The sequence below is a fragment of the Pseudomonas moraviensis subsp. stanleyae genome (assembly GCF_036283065.1).
In the GTDB taxonomy this organism is placed as follows: Bacteria; Pseudomonadota; Gammaproteobacteria; order Pseudomonadales; family Pseudomonadaceae; genus Aquipseudomonas; species Aquipseudomonas stanleyae.
This window is the reverse complement of the sequence record NZ_JAADJI010000017.1, coordinates 1-19,547: the sequence shown is the minus strand read 5'-3', so window position 1 is coordinate 19,547 and position 19,547 is coordinate 1. Positions and strand designations below refer to the sequence as shown.

The 19,547-nt window shown below is 58.7% G+C and carries 17 protein-coding genes; 14 read left to right on the top strand and 3 right to left on the bottom strand.

The genetic code is table 11. The features are described from left to right. Positions 1-565: 565 nt before the first annotated feature. The 5 genes from GXB78_RS26230 to GXB78_RS26210 all read left to right on the top strand — a co-directional run bounded on the left by GXB78_RS26230 (position 566) and on the right by GXB78_RS26210 (position 6,585). Positions 566-1,828: an MFS transporter gene (locus GXB78_RS26230; RefSeq protein ID WP_329517611.1), complete on the top strand. Its 1,263-nt coding sequence runs from the start codon at positions 566-568 to the stop codon at positions 1,826-1,828. Positions 1,829-1,946: 118 nt separating this feature from the next. Continuing rightward, on the top strand, positions 1,947-3,146 hold the full coding sequence (locus GXB78_RS26225; RefSeq protein WP_329517610.1) for an FAD/NAD(P)-binding protein: 1,200 nt from the start codon (positions 1,947-1,949) through the stop codon (positions 3,144-3,146). Between the two features lie 14 nt (positions 3,147-3,160). Further along, positions 3,161-5,020, top strand: a complete 1,860-nt coding sequence (locus tag GXB78_RS26220) for an aminotransferase class I/II-fold pyridoxal phosphate-dependent enzyme (protein ID WP_329517609.1) — start codon at positions 3,161-3,163, stop codon at positions 5,018-5,020. After that, positions 5,007-5,687 (top strand): formyltransferase family protein, encoded by a 681-nt coding sequence (locus GXB78_RS26215; RefSeq protein WP_329517608.1) that lies wholly within the window; start codon positions 5,007-5,009, stop codon positions 5,685-5,687. Before GXB78_RS26220 ends, GXB78_RS26215 begins: the two co-directional genes overlap by 14 nt. Before the next feature lie 73 nt (positions 5,688-5,760). Next, positions 5,761-6,585: a Cof-type HAD-IIB family hydrolase gene (locus tag GXB78_RS26210; protein ID WP_329517607.1), complete on the top strand. Its 825-nt coding sequence runs from the start codon at positions 5,761-5,763 to the stop codon at positions 6,583-6,585. A 15-nt stretch (positions 6,586-6,600) separates the two neighbouring features. On the opposite strand, the gene GXB78_RS26205 is transcribed toward GXB78_RS26210, so the two are convergent. After that, positions 6,601-7,515, bottom strand: a complete 915-nt coding sequence (locus GXB78_RS26205; RefSeq protein WP_329517606.1) for a DUF808 domain-containing protein — start codon at positions 7,513-7,515, stop codon at positions 6,601-6,603. 135 nt (positions 7,516-7,650) lie between these two features. Here GXB78_RS26205 and GXB78_RS26200 point away from each other — a divergent pair, with 135 nt between their 5' ends. Next, on the top strand, positions 7,651-8,256 hold the full coding sequence (locus tag GXB78_RS26200) for a TetR/AcrR family transcriptional regulator (RefSeq protein ID WP_329517605.1): 606 nt from the start codon (positions 7,651-7,653) through the stop codon (positions 8,254-8,256). A 102-nt stretch (positions 8,257-8,358) separates the two neighbouring features. Here GXB78_RS26200 and GXB78_RS26195 read toward each other — a convergent pair whose 3' ends face one another. Together GXB78_RS26195 and GXB78_RS26190 are read right to left on the bottom strand one after the other, a co-directional pair. Next, positions 8,359-8,817 carry an REP-associated tyrosine transposase gene (locus GXB78_RS26195; protein ID WP_329517604.1) on the bottom strand — a complete coding sequence of 153 codons (459 nt, stop codon included), beginning with the start codon at positions 8,815-8,817 and terminating at the stop codon, positions 8,359-8,361. A 211-nt stretch (positions 8,818-9,028) separates the two neighbouring features. Then, on the bottom strand, positions 9,029-9,469 hold the full coding sequence (locus GXB78_RS26190) for a GlcG/HbpS family heme-binding protein (protein ID WP_329517603.1): 441 nt from the start codon (positions 9,467-9,469) through the stop codon (positions 9,029-9,031). Positions 9,470-9,737: 268 nt separating this feature from the next. Here GXB78_RS26190 and gcl point away from each other — a divergent pair, with 268 nt between their 5' ends. The 8 genes from gcl to GXB78_RS26150 all read left to right on the top strand — a co-directional run bounded on the left by gcl (position 9,738) and on the right by GXB78_RS26150 (position 19,452). Then, the gene (gene gcl / locus GXB78_RS26185; RefSeq protein ID WP_329517602.1) at positions 9,738-11,513 is read left to right on the top strand and encodes a glyoxylate carboligase; all 1,776 of its coding nucleotides are present in this window, start codon (positions 9,738-9,740) and stop codon (positions 11,511-11,513) included. Positions 11,514-11,686: 173 nt separating this feature from the next. Further along, a complete protein-coding gene (hyi, locus tag GXB78_RS26180) occupies positions 11,687-12,469 on the top strand; it encodes a hydroxypyruvate isomerase (RefSeq protein WP_329517601.1) in 783 nt (260 codons plus the stop codon). Between the two features lie 161 nt (positions 12,470-12,630). After that, complete coding sequence (locus GXB78_RS26175; RefSeq protein ID WP_329517600.1) at positions 12,631-13,524, top strand: 2-hydroxy-3-oxopropionate reductase; 894 nt, start codon at positions 12,631-12,633, stop codon at positions 13,522-13,524. Positions 13,525-13,678: 154 nt separating this feature from the next. Next, a complete protein-coding gene (locus GXB78_RS26170) occupies positions 13,679-14,953 on the top strand; it encodes a glycerate kinase type-2 family protein (protein WP_329517599.1) in 1,275 nt (424 codons plus the stop codon). Continuing rightward, positions 14,950-16,365 (top strand): pyruvate kinase, encoded by a 1,416-nt coding sequence (gene pyk / locus GXB78_RS26165; protein ID WP_329517598.1) that lies wholly within the window; start codon positions 14,950-14,952, stop codon positions 16,363-16,365. Before GXB78_RS26170 ends, pyk begins: the two co-directional genes overlap by 4 nt. Positions 16,366-16,511: 146 nt before the next feature. Then, positions 16,512-17,426, top strand: coding sequence for an urea transporter (locus GXB78_RS26160; RefSeq protein WP_329517597.1), 915 nt, complete (start codon positions 16,512-16,514; stop codon positions 17,424-17,426). 21 nt (positions 17,427-17,447) lie between these two features. Further along, a complete protein-coding gene (locus GXB78_RS26155; protein ID WP_064365449.1) occupies positions 17,448-18,272 on the top strand; it encodes an ion transporter in 825 nt (274 codons plus the stop codon). 181 nt (positions 18,273-18,453) lie between these two features. Beyond that, complete coding sequence (locus GXB78_RS26150) at positions 18,454-19,452, top strand: sulfate ABC transporter substrate-binding protein (RefSeq protein ID WP_329517596.1); 999 nt, start codon at positions 18,454-18,456, stop codon at positions 19,450-19,452. Positions 19,453-19,547 lie beyond the last annotated feature (95 nt).

Here is a 19,547-nt window from a genome sequence, read left to right as displayed (position 1 = left end):
AGCATCGATCCTCCAGGCTTGCCAGCGTTTCCGCCCCTTTCTTCCTTCCTCCCAGCACCTCGGCGCCCGCCGGGTAAAGACTGTCTTGGCGACTTCGTTTATCAAACGGGAGGCCGTCCGTTTAACGAACTCGTGAGTCACCCTCAGAAACGCACTCGAAATCGGACAATAAAATTCAAATGTGAATTTTTTATTAACATTTTGTGACAACTTATGTAGACTCGGCTCAACACTGCCAAGGAAGCAATAACGTGTTCAACGATACTCAAGGAATGAAATCGGCCATGCCCTATCCCCTCTCTCAAAGCTTTCCTACTCGCCACTTGCAGGCTGTTGGTAGTCGCGAACGTTATTGTTCAGCTTTCAGCGAAACTTGCGTATAGCGGGTCGCTCGCCTATCGGTAAACATCCATGGAAACGCCCAAATATGTCCTCGAATGGCATGGCGCTTCATGCAACTTTAAATAGCTGCGGATCAAATACCACACGAGTGACATTCGCAGTCCATCGATCAAACTTCTTCAACCTGCATCAAATCAGGGGTTGAACAGCGGCCGCTTCCAATATGTCTACTTCAATAAAAAATACTGTCAGTCGCTATTTTTCCGAGATGCCATTATTCATCTGGATATTATTTATCGGCACCTTTGTCACTCGCGCTACATCGATGATGGTCTGGCCGTTTATCTCGATCGTGCTGTACACCCGATTTGGTTTCAGTGCGACATTTATCGGTCTGATCCTCACACTGTCCATTGCCCTGTCGTCGATCGTGAGTTTTTACAGCGGCTATCTGTCGGACAAAATCGGCCGCCTGAAAATAATTGTGCTGGGCTGTGTTGTCGCGGCAATGTCGTATCTGCTGCTGGGCGTCAGTAGCAACGCTTATGGCTACATTGCAGGGACATTGCTGGCCAACCTGTCGTGGGCGCTGGTCAACAATCCGATCAAAACCGTCATTGGCGATATCATCGAGTCGCGGCCTCTGGTCGAGCGCGCCATGCACCTTCGCTACTTTTTCCTGAATGCCGGAGCGGCGACCGGGCCTTATTTTGGTCTGAAACTGGGCATCTCCGCAGACTCCTGGTCATTCGTACTGGTAACGCTTTCCTACGTCCTGCTGTTGGTCAGCGTGTTGGTATTCGGCAAAGGCGTGAGCCTCAAAGCGGTCAACACCACAAGCTTCAAAAGCACAATGGGCGTACTCGCGAAAGACCGTTTGTTCCTTGCGCTGGTGATCAACAACATCATCATGATGTTTATCTTCGGCAGTTTTGACTCCAGCTTGCCGCAACTGATGGCTTCTCTGGCTTTCGAAGGCTATCTGCCTTTTCTTGCTTCACTGATCGTCTTGCACGCCTCGACGATCGTCATACTGCAATTGCCGCTTGCCAGTGCCCTGTCGTCGGTATCGCTGAATGCCAAGATTTATCTGGGCTCGGCATTGCTGATCATCAGTGAGGCCGGATTTGCCTTGGCCGCACATTTTCATGACGTCAAACCGCTGTGGTACAGCGCAGTACTGATCATGAGCATCAGTCAGACTTTGCTGTTTCCATGTATCAATATGTTTGTCGACAGCCTGGCCCCACCCAACTTGCGTGGCGCTTACTTTGGAGCGGCCTCCCTATATGGCATCGGCTTTTCTTTGGCCCCCATAGTTGGCGGGATTTTCATACAAAGACTCAGCGGTCCAGCACTTTATATATTCCTGACGCTTGCCAGCACGCTGATGACGGCCATATTCATCGGCATCTTCCGACATAAAAAGACTACGCATGAAACAGGCGCTTCAGTGATAAATATCGAAACGGCTGCTCGCGCATGACTGATTAATCGACGCGAAGTTTCCAATACTCCACCCCTGCGCACCAAACACGGTAGCCGGAAACTTCTTCGCCTCGAAAAAGTAATTCCCCGAACTTCACACCTATCAGGCAAACACCATGAATACGCCGATTTATGACCTCATCCTATGTGGTGCCGGACCCGCCAATATCTCGTTGTTGCCTGATCTTATTCACAACGAACAAATTCAGCGCTGCCTGATACTCGAGAAATCCAAAACATTGGGCAGCGGCGAAATCGGTCAATACCGAATTACCGCCAACTCGCTGGGTGTGGTGTTTCTGGAAAAATTCCAGGACCGCACGGACGACCTCAGCCGCTTCCTGCAGAGCACACCCGAGTGGACGTATTTCGCCGAGCGGCGCTCTGAAGCGGTAGAACTGCGCCACGTCGGGCGCTTCCTCGAACACATCGGCACTTTCGTTGCTCAACACCAGTCGCTCTACAAACGCTTCGAATTTTCCACAGAGTCGACGGTCTGCGAAATTCGCCTGACCTCGCAAGGGCACTACCGCGTCAGTTACCTGGTCGATGGCCGGCGGGTAGAGGCGCTGGGCAAGAAGATCATTTTCAACATCGGCGGCCGGCTCAATCGAGCCACCTTGCAGCACCCCCATCACAACATCAATTCGGACGCGCTGATCAAGGGCATCCATGACCAGGCATTGCAAAGCGGCGAGTACAACACCGTGGCCATCGTTGGCTCTTCGCACAGCGCAATTTCATGCGTCATCCGGCTGGTGGAGCAACTGCAATACCCGGGCACCATCACGCTGCTGACCAAGCGCGATTTCAAACTGTTCTTCGACTCCCCTGCCTCCGCCCGCGAGCAAGACTATCCCTTTGTCGATGCCGACATTTGCCAGGCAAGCCAAAGGGTCAACCGCTATTCAGGCCTGCGCTACGACTCGTTCGAATTCGCTCGCAAGATCAAACAAGGATTGATCCGCAACCTGAACATCGTGGACATCGCGCATGCCTCTGCCGATCAGGTGCTGAGCCAGATCGCGCAATCCGACCTGCTGATTCACAGCACCGGATACAAGGCCGGGCTGGTGCCCTTGCTGGACGTTGATGGCACGGTGCTGGAACTGCAACAGGACGACTTCGGGCTGCTCACCAACGCGCAACTCAATCCGGTCACATGCGAGGGTCGGGTGCTGGAAAACTTCCATACCTTCGGCCTCGGCGCCGGAATCAAGACCGGTGGCGACAGCGGTGGCGAGGAAAGCTTTCGCGGCAGGATCGACGGCGTATGGGTCTACCAGCACGTGGTGCCCGGGCTCATCTTTCATTAAATAAGGACATTACAATGACCAATCAGACAGCCATCATTCTTTGCGCCGGGCGTGGCAGTCGCCTGGGCAAACGCACGCGTCACACGCCCAAGCCGCTGGTAAAAACCAACAATATCGCGTTCATCGACAATGCCCTGAACAACCTCGAAACGCTGGGCATCACCAACGTGGTCGTGGTGGTGGGCTATCAGTCCGAGACCATTACTGCTCATCTTCGGGCGATGGACACCACCCTCACCTTCGAATTTGTCAGCAACCCGGACTGGGCCACGACCAACAACATCTACTCGCTGTATCTGGCCCGCGAGCACATTGCGCCGAATACGCTGATCATCGAGGGCGACATTTATTTCTCAGCCTCCAGCCTGCAACAGCTCCTGCAAAAATCCGGGGATCTGATCGCCCTGGTGTCCCCACTCGACAAGAACATGGAGGGCACCTACGCCGTGCTCGATGGCGAACACTTGCAAGGTTTCGGCTCAACCAAGGACGTCGGCCATCAGGCACAGGACGGACAATTCAAAACCGTCAACCTGTACCAGGTCGGAACAGCCACTTTCGCCGAGCACATCAAAACTCAACTTGCCAATAACGTGCGCAATGACAACCTCAACGCTTATTACGAGGACGTCTTCAAAAAAGCCTCGCTGGAAGGCAAGTGGGATATCCAGACGGTCATCGTGCCGACCACCGAATGGTATGAAGTCGACAATCATTACGACCTGACGGTCTGCAACTACATTTCCAGTAGCGATCGACTGGACTTCGTGCAAAACCGCCATGGCGGTTACTGGCGCTACCCGATGCTCGACTTCGCCCTGATCTACAACTTCCACTTCCCGCCACAGCAGATGAAAGACAAGATCAAGGAAAACTTCGATCACATCCTCCTGAACTACCCTGGCGGCAGAAAGCTGATGGAAGAGTCGCTCAGCGAGTTCCTGGGCGTCTCCGCAAGGCACCTGTGCATCGCCAATGGCGCGGCGGAAATCATCAAATTGCTGCCGGCCGTTTATTCCGGCAGCGCGCTGGTGACCGTGCCGTCCTTCAACGAATACGCGAACGTGTTCGGTGAGCAGCGCACGCTATGCCACTACACGCGAGAGCAGGATGACTTCGCTATCGACATCGACGCGTTACTTGCCACCTGCCGGCAGCAGCGCCCTGACGTGGTGATCATCGAGTCGCCCAACAACCCGACCGGCGCCCTGACGCCCGCGTCGGCCCTGGCTTCGCTGGCCGCTGACTTGCTGGAACTGGACATCTCGCTGATCGTCGATGAGTCGTTCCTCGATTTCTCCAGTCACGCCAGCAGCACCCTGCTCAACGTGCTCGACGAACATCCCAACCTTGTGGTGATCCGCAGCATGAGCAAAACGTTCGGAATCGGCGGGATTCGCATTGGATACTTGGCCAGCGCCAACCGGACCTTGATGGCACTGATCAACTCGCTGCTGCCGATCTGGAACATCAATGGTTTTGCCGAAGAATTCCTGCTGCATCTGCCCCAGTATCAACAGCAATACCTGGCCAGCTGCCAACAAGTAATCAGCGACACTCGCGCATTTCAACAGGCGCTGAATGCGATCGACGGCATCAGTAGCTTCGAGACCGAAGCAAACTTCATTTACTGCAAGACCCATCACGGGGACGCCCAGACCATTTCCCGATTGCTGCTGGACAAGCACCACATCTACATCAAAGAGTGCTCGGGCAAGCGCAATGACGACTCCGATAAATATTTCCGGATCTCCTGCCGAACGCCTGACGAAAACGCCAGATTGATCCACGCCCTGACGTGCGTGATGCAGGATCTGGCATCAAAGCAAAACACCAGCAACCAAGCCAAGGAGAGCGCCGTTGAACTCGCCTGAGACCAAGACGGTAGTGATTTGCGGCAAGGGCGAACTGGCCATTTTCGCCTGTGAGTATTTCACCGCCTCCCCCGACCATAAGGTGGCGTACGTGGTGGCCGATCCATTCGAGCCGGTCAGCACAGAGCGCACATTGATTCAGTATTGCCGGCAGCACGGGATCGAAGTGGTCGAAAGCGGCTTGATCGAAGACTTGCCCGGTTATGCCGACGGCAGGTTCGCTTGTGATATCTGCCTGGTGATTTTCCACAAGAGAATCTTGCCCAAGCGCTATATCGATTGCTGCGCGAAAATCATCAACCTGCACCTTTCCTACCTGCCCAAATATCGCGGCGTACGCCCGGTCAACTGGGCACTGAAGAATGGCGAGCGGGTGCATGGCGCCACGTTGCACGAGATCAGCGAGGGCATCGACGAAGGACCGATCCTCAATCAGGTAGCCTTCAACATCTACCCCGAGTTCGAAGAAGTGATCGACACCTATACCCGCGCGATGGGCTACGCCCGGCAGTTGCTGGTGGATACTTTGCCACTGATCGAGCGCATCGTTCCGGTCCCGCAGAAGCATGCCGACATGAGCATCTACTACGAAAAGGACAATCTGCGCCTGGAAGAGCGGATGACGTTTACCAAAGCACAATCACTGAAACTGCTCGAACGCCAGTAGCCTTTGCGGCGCTGCTCGATTGCCTGCGCGGGCGGCAGTCGGGTCGGCGGGCGACCCCTTCCGAGGAGCCACCATGTACTTGCTTGTTGCCTCTGACCTGGACGGCACGCTGCTGCTGCCAGGCGATACGTTCGGTACGTTTACCAAAAGCGTGATTCACAGCCTGAATCACGCCGGCCATCACATTGTGCTGGCTACCGGTCGGCATCAGACCGACGTCGAGTCGTTGCTGGACCGCCAGTCGCTGCCGGTTCATTTGATCACCTCCAATGGTGCGCGCATCTCCAGCGCCTGCGGCGGGCTGGCACTGAGCGAAGAGTTACCGCCGAGCGTCGTCCAGATGTTGCTGGAGGAGACGCGAGGAGACGCGGACCTGACCATCAACTTTTACTGCCAGTCCGGCTGGTTGATGAGCCGTGAAGACGAAAACCTCAAGGACTTCAGCCAGAATCCAGCCTTTCGGCCGGTCATCTGCGCGCCCGGAAGCCTGCCGCTGAGCACCGTACAGAAGGTGTTTTTCTTTCAGCGGAACAAGGATCACGACGCCCTGCTCAGGCTGCAGACACGGCTGAATGACTTGCTGGGCGATCAGATCAGCACCGTTTTTACCTTTGCATGGTGTCTGGAGGTCATGACCCGAGACGTCTCCAAGGGCAAGGCCTTGAGACAGCTTGCCGACTTCCTCAACGTGCCCATCCAGGCGTGCATTGCGTTTGGCGACGGCTTGAACGACGCCGACATGTTGTCCGGCGTGGGCAAAGGGGTGCTCATGGGCAACGCGCATGCCGGGTTGATCCAGGCACTTCCCGAGGCCGAGGTCATTGGCCAGCACACCGATGAAGCCGTCGCGCACTACCTGTGGAATCACATGCTGCAGAGCGCCAGCGTCCGGGCCTGATCACGCGCGGGCGCCTTATGCCCGCGCAGCCTTCCACAGTTTGCCAATCAGGCTCACACCGAGTAACACCACGCCACCGGCAACAATCCCGGCCACGGCATTGAGCAACAACGGCACGATAAATCCGGCACCGCCCGCCGCCGCGCTGACGCTTTCGATCCAGTGATGCACTACCGGCACGCCATGAGTCAGGATGCCGCCGCCAACCAGGAACATCGCCGCCGTACCGATCACCGACAGGGTTTTCATCATGTACGGCGCGGCGCTGAGAATACCGCCACCGATTTTTTTCGCTATCTGCCCGGGCTTCTGCGTCAGCCACAGACCCAGATCGTCGAGCTTGACGATGCCCGCCACCAAACCGTAAACGCCGACGGTCATGACGATGGCAATGCCGGACATGACGACCACTTGCTGAGTCAGCGAGGCATCCGCCACGGTGCCGAGGGTAATGGCGATGATTTCTGCCGAAAGAATGAAGTCAGTGCGGATTGCGCCTTTGATCTTGTCCTTCTCGTATGCCACCAGATCGGTGGCGGGGTCAGCCACAGCCTCGGTCAGCTGCGCATGACCGGCCTCGTCTTCCTCTTTGCTGTGCAGGAACTTGTGCGCAAGTTTCTCGAAACCCTCGAAGCACAGATAGGCACCACCGACCATCAACAGCGGCGTCACCAGCCACGGTACGAAAGCACTGATCGCCAGTGCCGACGGCACGAGGATCAGTTTGTTGACGAACGAACCCTTGGCCACCGCCCAGACCACGGGAATTTCCCGCTCGGCGCGCACGCCCGAGACCTGCTGGGCGTTGAGCGCCAGGTCGTCACCGAGCACGCCGGCAGTCTTCTTGGCGGCCATTTTCGTCATCAATGCAACGTCATCCAGAACGGTGGCGATGTCATCGATCAGCACCAGCAAACTGCTTCCTGCCATGAATCCTGTTTCCTTCTGTGTATGAATGTTGCCAAGCATAACGCGACCGCCGGCCACAGGCTGCATTGTTGAGCGCCGCTCAAGGCCGGTGCTACCATGCGCCACCGCCAGAACAGGCAAGGAACCACCGGGTTTATGAGCACAATCCGCGAGCGTAACAAAGAACTGATCCTGCGCGCCGCCAGCGAAGAGTTTGCCGACAAGGGCTTCGCGGCGACCAAAACCAGCGACATCGCCGCCAAGGCGGGATTGCCCAAACCCAACGTCTACTACTACTTCAAATCCAAGGAAAACCTCTACCGCGAGGTGCTGGAAAGCATCATCGAGCCGATCCTGCAGGCCTCGACCCCGTTCAACCCGGACGGTGTGCCGAGCGAAGTGCTGAGCGGCTACATTCGCTCGAAGATCCGCATCTCCCGCGACCTGCCCTATGCCTCAAAGGTGTTCGCCAGCGAAATCATGCACGGCGCCCCGCACCTGAGCGCGGATCTTGTCGACCAGCTCAACGCCCAGGCCAAACACAACATCGCCTGCATCCAGAGCTGGATCGACCGCGGCCAGATCGCCCCGATCGACCCCAACCACCTGATGTTCAGCATCTGGGCCGCGACCCAGACCTACGCCGATTTCGACTGGCAGATCTCGGCGGTGACCGGGAAGGACAAGCTCGACGAAGCCGATTATGAAGCGGCAGCGCAGACGATTATCCGGTTGGTGTTGAAGGGGTGTGAGCCGGACTGATACACCGCAGCGACGCAATCGCGAGCCGGCTCACTCCTACATTTGGAATGCGTTCCCTTGTAGGAGTGAGCCTGCTCGCGATCCAGGCGACTCGGTTTCAACTCAAACCCAAATCGCACCCCATAGTGGATAGTCGCCAAGTTTCACCACCAGCCCCGCACGCAACGGGTTAGCTACCACATACCGCGCCACTTTCACCAGATCCTCCTCTCGCCGCAGCGCCCTGTCATGGAAACCTCTTTGCCAGATAACACTGCTATCTCCGGTAGCCTGTCTGACGGATCGGGTACTCATCGACTTGGTTTTCTGCATCAACTCACTCAATGAGCCCCGCCGTAATTCAATCAGCCAATGAAAATGATCAGGCATGACGACCCAGGCCAGTGAATGCACCAATCCCGAGTCCTGTGCATTTCGCAGTTGATCAGCGACCAGTTGGCCCAAGGCAAAATCCTTGAAAACCGGCCTTCGTTCATGGGTGTTGCTGGTTAACAGATAGATTCGGCTGACTTCGGCATAGCGCCCGACTCGCAATTTATGTGCAGCAGGTAGATCTGGCATTCCTTTGCCTCCTGTGACCAAGTCATAAGAGGCTAGTACCGGGGATGCAAATGGAGTGGGCAGACTGTTGGCAGGATGTGTCCGGAAGATAGCTATCGCGAGCAGGCTCACTCCTACAGGGGATTTGCGGCGTTCAAACATTTTGTGTCTGAACACAGATCCAGTGTAGGAGCGAGCCTGCTCGCGATGGCGCTTATTCAAACACTGACATTCAAACAACCACCCCGCCATCCGCCCTCAAATCCAGCGCCTCTACCGCTCTGATCGCCACCTGCTCATCCACATCCGACAAGTCCCCGCTAATCCCGATAGCCCCCAACACAACGCCCGCCTGATCGCGAATCAACACCCCACCCGGTGCCGGCACTACGCTGCCCTGCCCCATGCTGTTCAGAGAAGAAAAGAAAGCCGGGCGTTGTTGCGCGTCCTGGGCGAGCAGGCGTGAGCCTTTGCCCAGGGCGATGGCGCCCCAGGCTTTGCCGATGGCGATGTTCGGGCGCAACAGGCTGGCGCCGTCCTCGCGCTGCAGGGCGATCAGGTGGCCGCCGGTGTCGAGTATTGCGATGGTCAGCGGCGCGGCGTTGATCTCGCGTCCTGCGTTGATGGCTTCGCTGACCAGGTTGACTGCGACTTTCAAGGTTAAAGCGCTCATGGTGCCGTCCTCATTTTGTTATAGGGAAAGTCGTGGGACTGCGCGTTTGTGCCGCATTCCGATGACACAAATAGAACACAATGAACTATTTTTTTGTATACAATAATTCTCGAAAAGCGCCACATGCGACGAAAAGCCACAGCACATCGGGCTTCCGACGAATGAAACAGGCGCTTGAGAAAATGGATTGACCTGCGCCGTCCGCCGTGAATACACTCTGCGCAAAGCCACTTGTATACAATTACAAAACGTAAAGAGGCACAAAACCATGAGCAAAATGAGAGCAATCGAAGCCGCCGTTCTGGTGATGCGCCGCGAAGGGGTTGATACCGCTTTTGGCATCCCGGGCGCAGCGATCAACCCGCTGTACTCCGCCCTGCAGAAGGTTGGTGGCATCGATCACGTCCTTGCTCGCCACGTTGAAGGCGCCTCGCACATGGCCGAGGGCTACACCCGCACCAAGGCCGGCAACATCGGCGTGTGCATCGGCACGTCCGGCCCGGCCGGCACCGACATGGTCACCGGGCTCTACAGCGCCTCGGCCGACTCGATTCCAATCCTCTGCATCACCGGGCAAGCACCCCGCGCCCGGATGCACAAGGAAGACTTCCAGGCTGTCGACATCACCAGCATCGTCAAGCCAGTCACCAAGTGGGCGACCACGGTGCTCGAACCGGGCCAGGTGCCTTACGCGTTCCAGAAAGCCTTTTATGAAATGCGCTCCGGCCGTCCGGGCCCAGTGCTGATAGACCTGCCATTCGACGTGCAGATGGCCGAGATCGAATTCGACATCGACGCCTACCAACCGCTGCCACTGGCCAAACCGACCGCAACCCGCGTGCAGGTCGAGAAAGCGTTGGCGCTGCTGGATCAGGCCGAGCGTCCGTTGCTGGTCGCCGGTGGCGGCATCATCAATGCCGACGCCAGCGACCTGCTGGTCGAGTTCGCCGAGCTGACTGGTATTCCGGTCATCCCGACCTTGATGGGCTGGGGCACCATTCCTGACGATCACCCGCTGATGGTCGGCATGGTCGGTCTGCAGACTTCGCACCGCTACGGCAACGCGACGATGTTGAAATCCGACGTGGTGCTGGGCATCGGTAACCGTTGGGCCAACCGTCACACCGGTTCGGTTGACGTGTACACCGAAGGTCGCAAGTTCATTCACGTCGACATCGAAGGCACGCAGATCGGCCGTGTGTTCACGCCGGATCTGGGCATCGTTTCCGATGCTGCTGCCGCACTGACCGTATTCATCGAAGTAGCACGTGAATGGCAAGCCGCCGGCAAGCTGAAGAACCGCAGCGCCTGGCTGCAGGATTGCCAGCAGCGCAAGGCCAGCCTGCATCGCAAGACTCACTTCGATAACGTGCCGGTCAAGCCGCAGCGCGTTTACGAGGAAATGAACCAGGTGTTCGGCAAGGACACCTGCTACGTCAGCACCATTGGTCTGTCGCAGATTGCCGGCGCGCAGTTCCTGCACGTGTACAAGCCGCGTCACTGGATCAACTGTGGCCAGGCCGGCCCGTTGGGCTGGACCATTCCGGCAGCGCTGGGCGTGGTCAAGGCCAATCCGAACCGCAAAGTCGTGGCCCTGTCGGGGGACTATGATTTCCAGTTCATGATCGAAGAACTGGCGGTCGGCGCTCAGTTCAAACTGCCGTACATCCACGTCGTGGTGAACAACTCGTACCTGGGCCTGATCCGTCAGGCGCAGCGCGGGTTCGAAATGGACTACTGCGTACAGCTGTCCTTCGATAACCTCAATGCGCCGGAACTCAACGGTTACGGGGTTGACCACATCGCGGTCGCCGAAGGCCTCGGCTGCAAGGCGCTGCGTGTGTTCGAACCGTCGGAAATCGCCCCTGCCCTGCGCAAGGCCGAACAGATGATCGAAGAGTTCAAGGTGCCGGTGATCGTCGAGATCATTCTGGAGCGTGTGACCAACATCTCCATGGGTACCGAGATCAACGCGGTCAACGAGTTCGAAGACCTGGCACTGGTCGGCAATGACGCGCCGACGGCGATTTCGATGTTGGATTAACTGCTGACTGCTCTCCCTGTGGGAGCGAGCTATGTGGCGAGGGAGCTTGCTCCCGCTGGGGCGCGAAGCGGTCCTGAAAATCCTGGGTCTGCTACGCAGCCCAGCGGGAGCAAGCTCCCTCGCCACACAAGCTTGCTCCCACAGGGTCCTCACAAGATTTACGGGAGACCACCATGCCGCGTTTCGCAGCCAACCTGTCCATGCTGTTCACCGAACAGGATTTCCTTGCCCGTTTCGACGCCGCCGCCAAGGCCGGTTTCAGTGGCGTGGAATACCTGTTCCCGTACGACTTCAGCTCGGCTGAAATCAAGGCAAAACTCGAGGCCAACGGTCTGACCCAGGTGCTGTTCAACCTGCCGGCCGGTGACTGGGCCAAGGGCGAGCGCGGTATCGCCTGCCTGCCGGACCGGGTCGAAGAGTTCCGTGCCGGGGTCGATCTGGCGATTGCCTACGCGCAAGTGCTGGGCAACACCCAGGTCAACTGCCTCGCCGGTATCCGCCCGCAGGGCATTGACGATGCCACGGTGGAAAAGACCTTTGTTGCCAACCTCAAATACGCCGCTGACAAGCTGCAAGCGGCAGGCATCAAACTGGTGATGGAAGCGATCAACACCCGCGACATCCCCGGTTTCTACCTGAACAACACGGCGCAAGCCCTGTCGATTCGCGAGCAGGTCGGCAGCGCCAATCTGTTCCTGCAATACGACATCTATCACATGCAGATCATGGAAGGCGATCTGGCCCGCACCCTGCAATCGCACCTGGGCGAGATCAACCATGTGCAGCTCGCGGACAACCCGGGCCGCAACGAACCGGGCACCGGTGAGATCAACTACCGCTTCCTGTTCGAACACCTTGACCGCATCGGTTATCAGGGTTGGGTCGGCTGTGAATACAAGCCGTTGACCACCACCGAGGCTGGCCTGAGCTGGCTGAAAACCCACAACGCAATCTAAGAACACAGCAAATCCCCTGTGGGAGCGAGCCTGCTCGCGAATGCGGTGGTTCAGTCAACGCGGATATTGAATGTTCCACCGCATTCGCGAGCAGGCTCGCTCCCACATGAAAAGCAGCTCCCCTATTTGCTTGCGCACGACAAAAACAAGAGGATTTTCTCATGGCTAAAATCGGATTCATCGGCACCGGCATCATGGGCCACCCAATGGCGGCGAACCTGCAGAAAGCCGGTCACAGCCTGTTCCTGTCGCAACACCACGATGCTGCCCCGGCCGATCTGATCGCCGCTGGCGCCGTCGCTCTGGCCAACCCGCGCGAAGTGGCGCAGGAAGCCGAATTCATCATCGTCATGGTTCCGGATACCCCACAGGTCGATGACGTGCTGTTCCGCGCCGACGGCGTCGCGGCCGGTATCGGCAAGGGCAAAGTGGTCATCGACATGAGCTCGATCTCGCCAACTGCCACCAAAGCCTTCGCGGCGAAGATCAACGAGAAAGGCGCGCAGTACCTCGACGCCCCGGTGTCCGGCGGCGAAGTCGGCGCCAAAGCCGCGACCCTGAGCATCATGGTCGGTGGTGACGCGGATGCCTTCGAACGCGCCCTGCCGCTGTTCCAGGCCATGGGCAAGAACATCACCCTGGTCGGTGGCAATGGCGACGGTCAGACCGCCAAAGTCGCCAACCAGATCATCGTCGCCCTGAACATTCAGGCCGTCGCTGAAGCTCTGCTGTTCGCTTCGAAAAACGGTGCTGATCCGGCCAAGGTACGTGAAGCGTTGATGGGCGGCTTCGCTTCTTCGAAGATCCTCGAAGTGCACGGCGAGCGCATGATCAAAGGCACCTTCGACCCGGGCTTCCGCATCAGTCTGCACCAGAAGGACCTGAACCTGGCCCTGCAAGGCGCCAGGGAGCTGAACATCAACCTGCCGAACACCGCCAACGCCCAGCAAGTGTTCAGCACCTGCGCGGCCATCGGTGGCAGCAATTGGGACCACTCGGCGCTGATCAAGGGCCTTGAGCACATGGCCAATTTCTCGATTCGCGACAAAAAATAAAGCCTGCACAAAACCCTGTGGGAGCGAGCCTGCTCGCGAAAGCGGCTTCACATTCAACATCCATGTTGGCTGACAAACCGCGTTCGCGAGCAGGCTCGCTCCCACAAGGGATCTGAGTCGCCCTTTCGAATAACAAGAATTCCGGGAGCCCGCCATGTCGGTCGATCCGCAACAACTGCTGCGCGAGCTGTTTGCCACAGCCATCGACGCGGCCCATCCGAACCAAGTCCTCGAAGCCCATTTGCCTGCCGATCGCAGCGGTCGGGTGATCGTCATCGGCGCCGGCAAAGCCGCTGCCGCCATGGCGCAAGTGGTCGAGCGTTGCTGGGAGGGTGAAGTCACCGGCCTGGTGGTGACCCGCTACGGTCACGGCGCCCCGTGCGAAAAAATCGAAGTGGTCGAAGCCGCGCATCCGGTGCCGGACGCCGCCGGTCTGGCGGTGGCCAAACGCGTACTCGAACTGGTCAGCAACCTCAGCGAAGACGACCGCGTGATCTTCCTGCTCTCCGGCGGCGGCTCTGCCCTGCTCGCCTTGCCGGCCGAAGGCATCACCCTCGCTGACAAGCAGTCGATCAACAAGGCTCTGCTGAAATCCGGAGCGACCATCGGCGAGATGAACTGCGTGCGCAAGCACCTCTCGGCGATCAAGGGCGGACGCCTCGGCAAGGCCTGCTGGCCGGCAACGGTTTACACCTATGCGATCTCCGACGTACCGGGCGACCTCGCCACCGTTATCGCTTCTGGCCCGACCGTGGCCGACCCGAGCACTTCCGCCGAAGCGCTGGCGATCATCAAGCGCTACGGCATCGACATTCCCGCCTCCGTGCGCACATGGCTGCAGAGCCCGGAATCGGAAACGGTCAAACCCGGCGACCCGAGTCTGGCGCGCAGCCACTTCCAGTTGATCGCCCGCCCGCAGCAATCATTGGATGCGGCGGCGGTGAAATGCCGTCAGGCCGGTTTCAGCACGCTGATCCTCGGCGACCTCGAAGGCGAATCCCGCGAAGTGGCGAAAGTCCACGCCGGCATCGCCCGACAGATCATCCACCACGGCCAGCCATTGGCGGCGCCGTGCGTGATCCTCTCCGGCGGTGAGACCACGGTAACCGTGCGCGGCAATGGCCGTGGCGGCCGCAACGCCGAATTCCTCCTCAGCCTGACCGACAGCCTCAAGGGCCAGCCCGGCGTCTATGCGTTGGCCGGCGACACCGATGGCATCGACGGTTCGGAAGACAACGCCGGCGCGATCATGACCCCGGACAGCTACGCCCGCGCCGCCGCCCTCGGTCTGAGCGCCAGCGACGAACTGGATAACAACAACGGCTACGGCTACTTCCAGGCGCTCGATGCACTGATCGTTACCGAGCCGACCCGCACCAATGTCAACGACTTCCGCGCCATTCTGATCCTTGAGAACTGCAAATCATGACGCCTGATAAAAAGGTCAAAATCCTCGCCACCCTCGGCCCTGCCGTCGATGGCATCGACGACATCCGCGAGCTGGTCGAGGCCGGGGTCAACATCTTCCGCCTGAACTTCAGCCACGGCGATCACGCCGACCACGCCAAGCGCTATCAGTGGATCCGCGAAGTCGAGCGCCAGCTCAATTATCCGCTGGGCATTCTGATGGATCTGCAGGGGCCGAAACTGCGCGTCGGCAAGTTCGCTGAAGGCAAGGTGCAGCTGCATCGCGGTCAAGCGTTCCGGCTCGATCTCGATGCGACACCGGGCGATGAACGCCGGGTCAACCTGCCGCATCCGGAGATCATCGCTGCGCTGGAAGCGGGCATGGACCTGCTGCTCGATGACGGCAAACTGCGCCTGCGCGTGGTCAGCAAGTACGCCGATGCGATCGACACCACCGTGCTCAACGGCGGCGAACTGTCTGATCGCAAAGGTGTGAATGTGCCGCAAGCGGTGCTGGACCTGAGCCCGCTGACCGCCAAGGATCGCCGCGATCTGAGCTTCGGCCTGGAATTGGGTGTGGATTGGGTCGCGCTGTCGTTCGTCCAGCGTCCACAAGACATCGTCGAGGCTCGCGCATTGATCGGCGACAAGGCGTTCCTGATGGCAAAAATCGAGAAGCCTTCGGCGGTCGAGCAATTGCGTGAAATCGCTGAGCTGAGCGACGCGATCATGGTCGCGCGCGGGGATCTTGGCGTGGAAGTGCCGGCGGAAAGCGTGCCGCAGATTCAGAAAAACATCATCACTACCTGCCGCGCGCTGGGCAAACCGGTGGTGGTGGCAACGCAGATGCTTGAGTCGATGCGCTTCTCCCCGACGCCGACCCGCGCCGAAGTCACTGATGTTGCGAACGCCGTGGCCGAAGGCGCCGATGCGGTGATGTTGTCGGCAGAAACTGCGTCCGGCGAATACCCGCTGGAAGCCGTGCAGATGATGAGCAAGATCATCCGTCAGGTTGAGAACGGCCCGGATTATCAGACCCAGCTCGACGTCAGCCGACCGAAGGCTGAAGCGACCGTTTCCGATGCGATCAGTTGCGCGATCCGCCGGATCAGCAACGTGCTGCCGGTGGCGGTGCTGGTCAATTACAGCGAGTCGGGCGCCTCGACGCTGCGTGCATCGCGGGAGCGGCCGAAAGCGCCGATCCTCAATCTGACGCCGAACCTGCAAACCGCACGGCGCTTGAGCGTGGCGTGGGGCATTCATTCGGTGGTCAACGATCGCCTGCGGCAGGTCGACGAAGTCTGCTCGACTGCGCTGGAAATCGCTCAGGCGCAAGGCATGGCCGAGCGTGGCGACACGCTGCTGATCACCGCCGGCGTGCCGTTTGGACAGCCGGGGTCGACCAATTCGCTGCGCATCGAGACGTTGATTTAGCGCTTGTACTGGCCTCTTCGCGAGCAGGCTCGCTCCCACAGTTGATTTGTGTGCACCACAAACTCAATGACTGGACGCAGATCCATGTGGGAGCGAGCCTGCTCGCGAAGCAGGCGCCTCGGTTTTCCCTGACTTTCAGAACTGCCATGTCTGCCAATCATTTCAACACCCACTGCCCCGACTGGGCCGAGGCTTTGCTCAACGGTTTCAGTCAGATTTTCTTCCAGCGTCATCCGCTGTGCGGCCTGCTGTGTCTGTTGGCGATTCTGCTGACCGCACCGGTGCTGTTCGCCGGGGCGTTGCTCGGTGGCGTTGCCGGTCTGCTTACCGCGCAACGGCGCAACTACGCCAAGGCCGATCGCCAGGCCGGGCTGTTCAGCTACAACGGCGTGCTGCTCGGCTTGCTGCTGAGCCTGTATTTCCCTTGGTCACCGCTGCTGCCGCCGCTGATTCTCGCGGCTGGCGGTTTGAGCGCGATGCTCACTCAGCAATGGCTCAAGCATGTCTATCGCAGCCGTTCCATACCCGCCTACACGTCGCCGTTCGTAGCGATCAGTTGGGTGCTGCTGATATTCGCCGAACCGTCCGCGCCGGCGGCGTCGATCGACCTGAACACGGTGAATGTGCTGACCGCTGAACTGCGCGGATTTGGCCAGGTGATGCTCCTCGATCATCCTTTGGCCGGGGCGTTGATCGCCAGCGGTCTGCTGATTGCCGATCGCCGCGCGTTCTGTTGGGCGCTGCTGGCGTCGGCGATCGGCCTCGGCTCCAGTCTTCTGCACCACGAAACGTCCGCCGCACTGCTCGGCCTCGGTGGCTACAACGCCGTGCTTGCCGCCCTCGCCTTCAGCGGGCAACGGCAACATCCGTGGCTGCCGCTGCTCGGGATTGTCCTGGCGCTGTTGGTAACGCCGCTGTTTGCTGCCATCGGACTGGCGACGCTGACCGCGCCGTTCATCCTCGCCTGCTGGCTGATTCGCGCCGGCATCCAGATGCTGGGCAAAGCGTCGCTTGCGCATGAGTCTTGCGCTCACGAGGACAATCACCCTAGGCTGCGCTGATCTTCGATTCAGGCGTTATCCATGGACAGCAGCAACAATTGGCGCGAACGGCTCTACGTCATGATTTTCCAGAGCGACACCCCGGCCGGGCGTCGCTTCGACGGCATCCTGCTGTTGATCATCCTCGCCAGCCTGGTGATCGTGATGCTCGACAGTATCGATAGCATTCACCGCAATTACGCCGACGTACTGGCTTACATCGAGTGGGGCTTCACGGCGATCTTCCTCGGCGAGTACATCCTGCGGCTGTACTGCTCGCCCAAGCCGCTGCGCTATGCCTTCAGCTTTTATGGCCTGGTGGATCTGCTGGCGATCGTCCCGGGCATCCTCGCGCTGTATTACAGCGATGCGCAGTACCTGCTGATCATCCGGATAATCAGGATGCTGCGGATTTTCCGCGTGCTCAAACTCAGCCCGTACCTCAAGCAAGCCAACTATCTGATGTCGGCGCTGCGCGGCAGCAAGCAGAAAATCGTCGTGTTTTTGGTCAGCGTGTGCACGCTGGTGACAGTGTTCGGCACGCTGATGTACGTGATCGAAGGCCCGGAACATGGCTTTACCAGTATTCCGAAAGGCATCTATTGGGCGATCGTCACCCTGACCACCGTAGGTTTCGGCGACATCGTGCCGAAGACGCCGCTGGGCCAGGTGATTTCGTCGCTGGTGATGATCACCGGTTACTCGATCATCGCTGTGCCCACGGGGATTTTCACCGCTGAGCTGGCCAATGCCATGCGCGGCGAGCAGCTGCAACATGACTGCCCGGGGTGTCAGAAAAAGACCCACGAGCAGAGCGCGGCGTTCTGTTCGCGCTGCGGCAGTCAGCTGTTCAAGAAAGTGGAATAAGCACAGAGCTTTTTAATCTTTAAGCGACTATGCGCGGGCCGTTATAGTCGCTGGCAATTAAACATCACCCCTGTAGGAGCTGCCGAAGGCTGCGATCTTTTGACTTTGTTTCAATACAATCAAGATCAAAAGATCGCAGCCTTCGGCAGCTCCTGCGACGATAACCAACAAGGAATGCGCAGTGAAAAGACTCTTTGGCGCCTCAATTCTCGCCGCTGGCCTGGCCTTGGCCAACATCGCCCAGGCAGCCCCGACGCTGCTTAACGTTTCCTACGACGTGATGCGGGATTTCTACAAGGACTACAACACTGCGTTCCAGAAACACTGGCAAGCCGAGCACAAGGAAAACATCACCGTTCAGATGTCCTTCGGCGGCTCGAGCAAGCAGGCGCGCTCGGTGATCGATGGCCTGCCGGCGGACGTCATCACCATGAACATGGCCACCGACATCAACGCCCTCGCCGACAACGGCAAACTGGTCCCGGACAACTGGGTCACGCGCCTGCCGAACAACAGCGCGCCGTTCACCTCGGCCACGGTGTTCATCGTTCGCAAGGGCAACCCGAAAGCGTTGAAAGACTGGCCGGACCTGCTCAAGGATGGCGTGCAAGTGATCGTGCCCAATCCGAAAACCTCGGGTAATGGCCGCTACACCTACCTCTCGGCCTGGGGCTATGTGCTGAAAAACGGCGGCGACGAGAACAAGGCCAAGGACTTCGTCGGCAAACTGTTCAAGCAGGCGCCAGTGCTGGATACCGGTGGCCGCGCCGCTACCACCACGTTCATGACCAACCAGATCGGCGACGTGCTGGTGACCTTCGAAAACGAAGCGGAAATGATCGCTCGCGAGTTCGGTCGCGAACAGTTCGAAGTGATCTACCCAAGCGTCTCCGCCGAAGCCGAGCCACCGGTTTCCGTGGTCGACAAAGTGGTTGACAAGAAAGGCTCGCGCGCTGCGGCGGATGAGTATCTGAAGTACCTGTGGTCGCCTGAAGGCCAGGAAATTGCGGCGGCCAACTACCTGCGCCCGCGTGACCCGGCGGTGCTGGCGAAGTACACCGACCGTTTCCCGAAAGTCGATTTCCTTTCGGTGGAGAAGACGTTTGGTGACTGGCGCACCGTGCAAAAGACTCACTTCAATGATGGTGGGGTGTTTGATCAGATTTATAGCGGGCAGTAAGGCCTGATCCGAAAAACAAGAAGGCGACCCGCAGAGGTCGCCTTTTTCGTTGAGCCAGAAGCCCCTCACCCCAGCCCTCTCCCATTGGGAGAGGG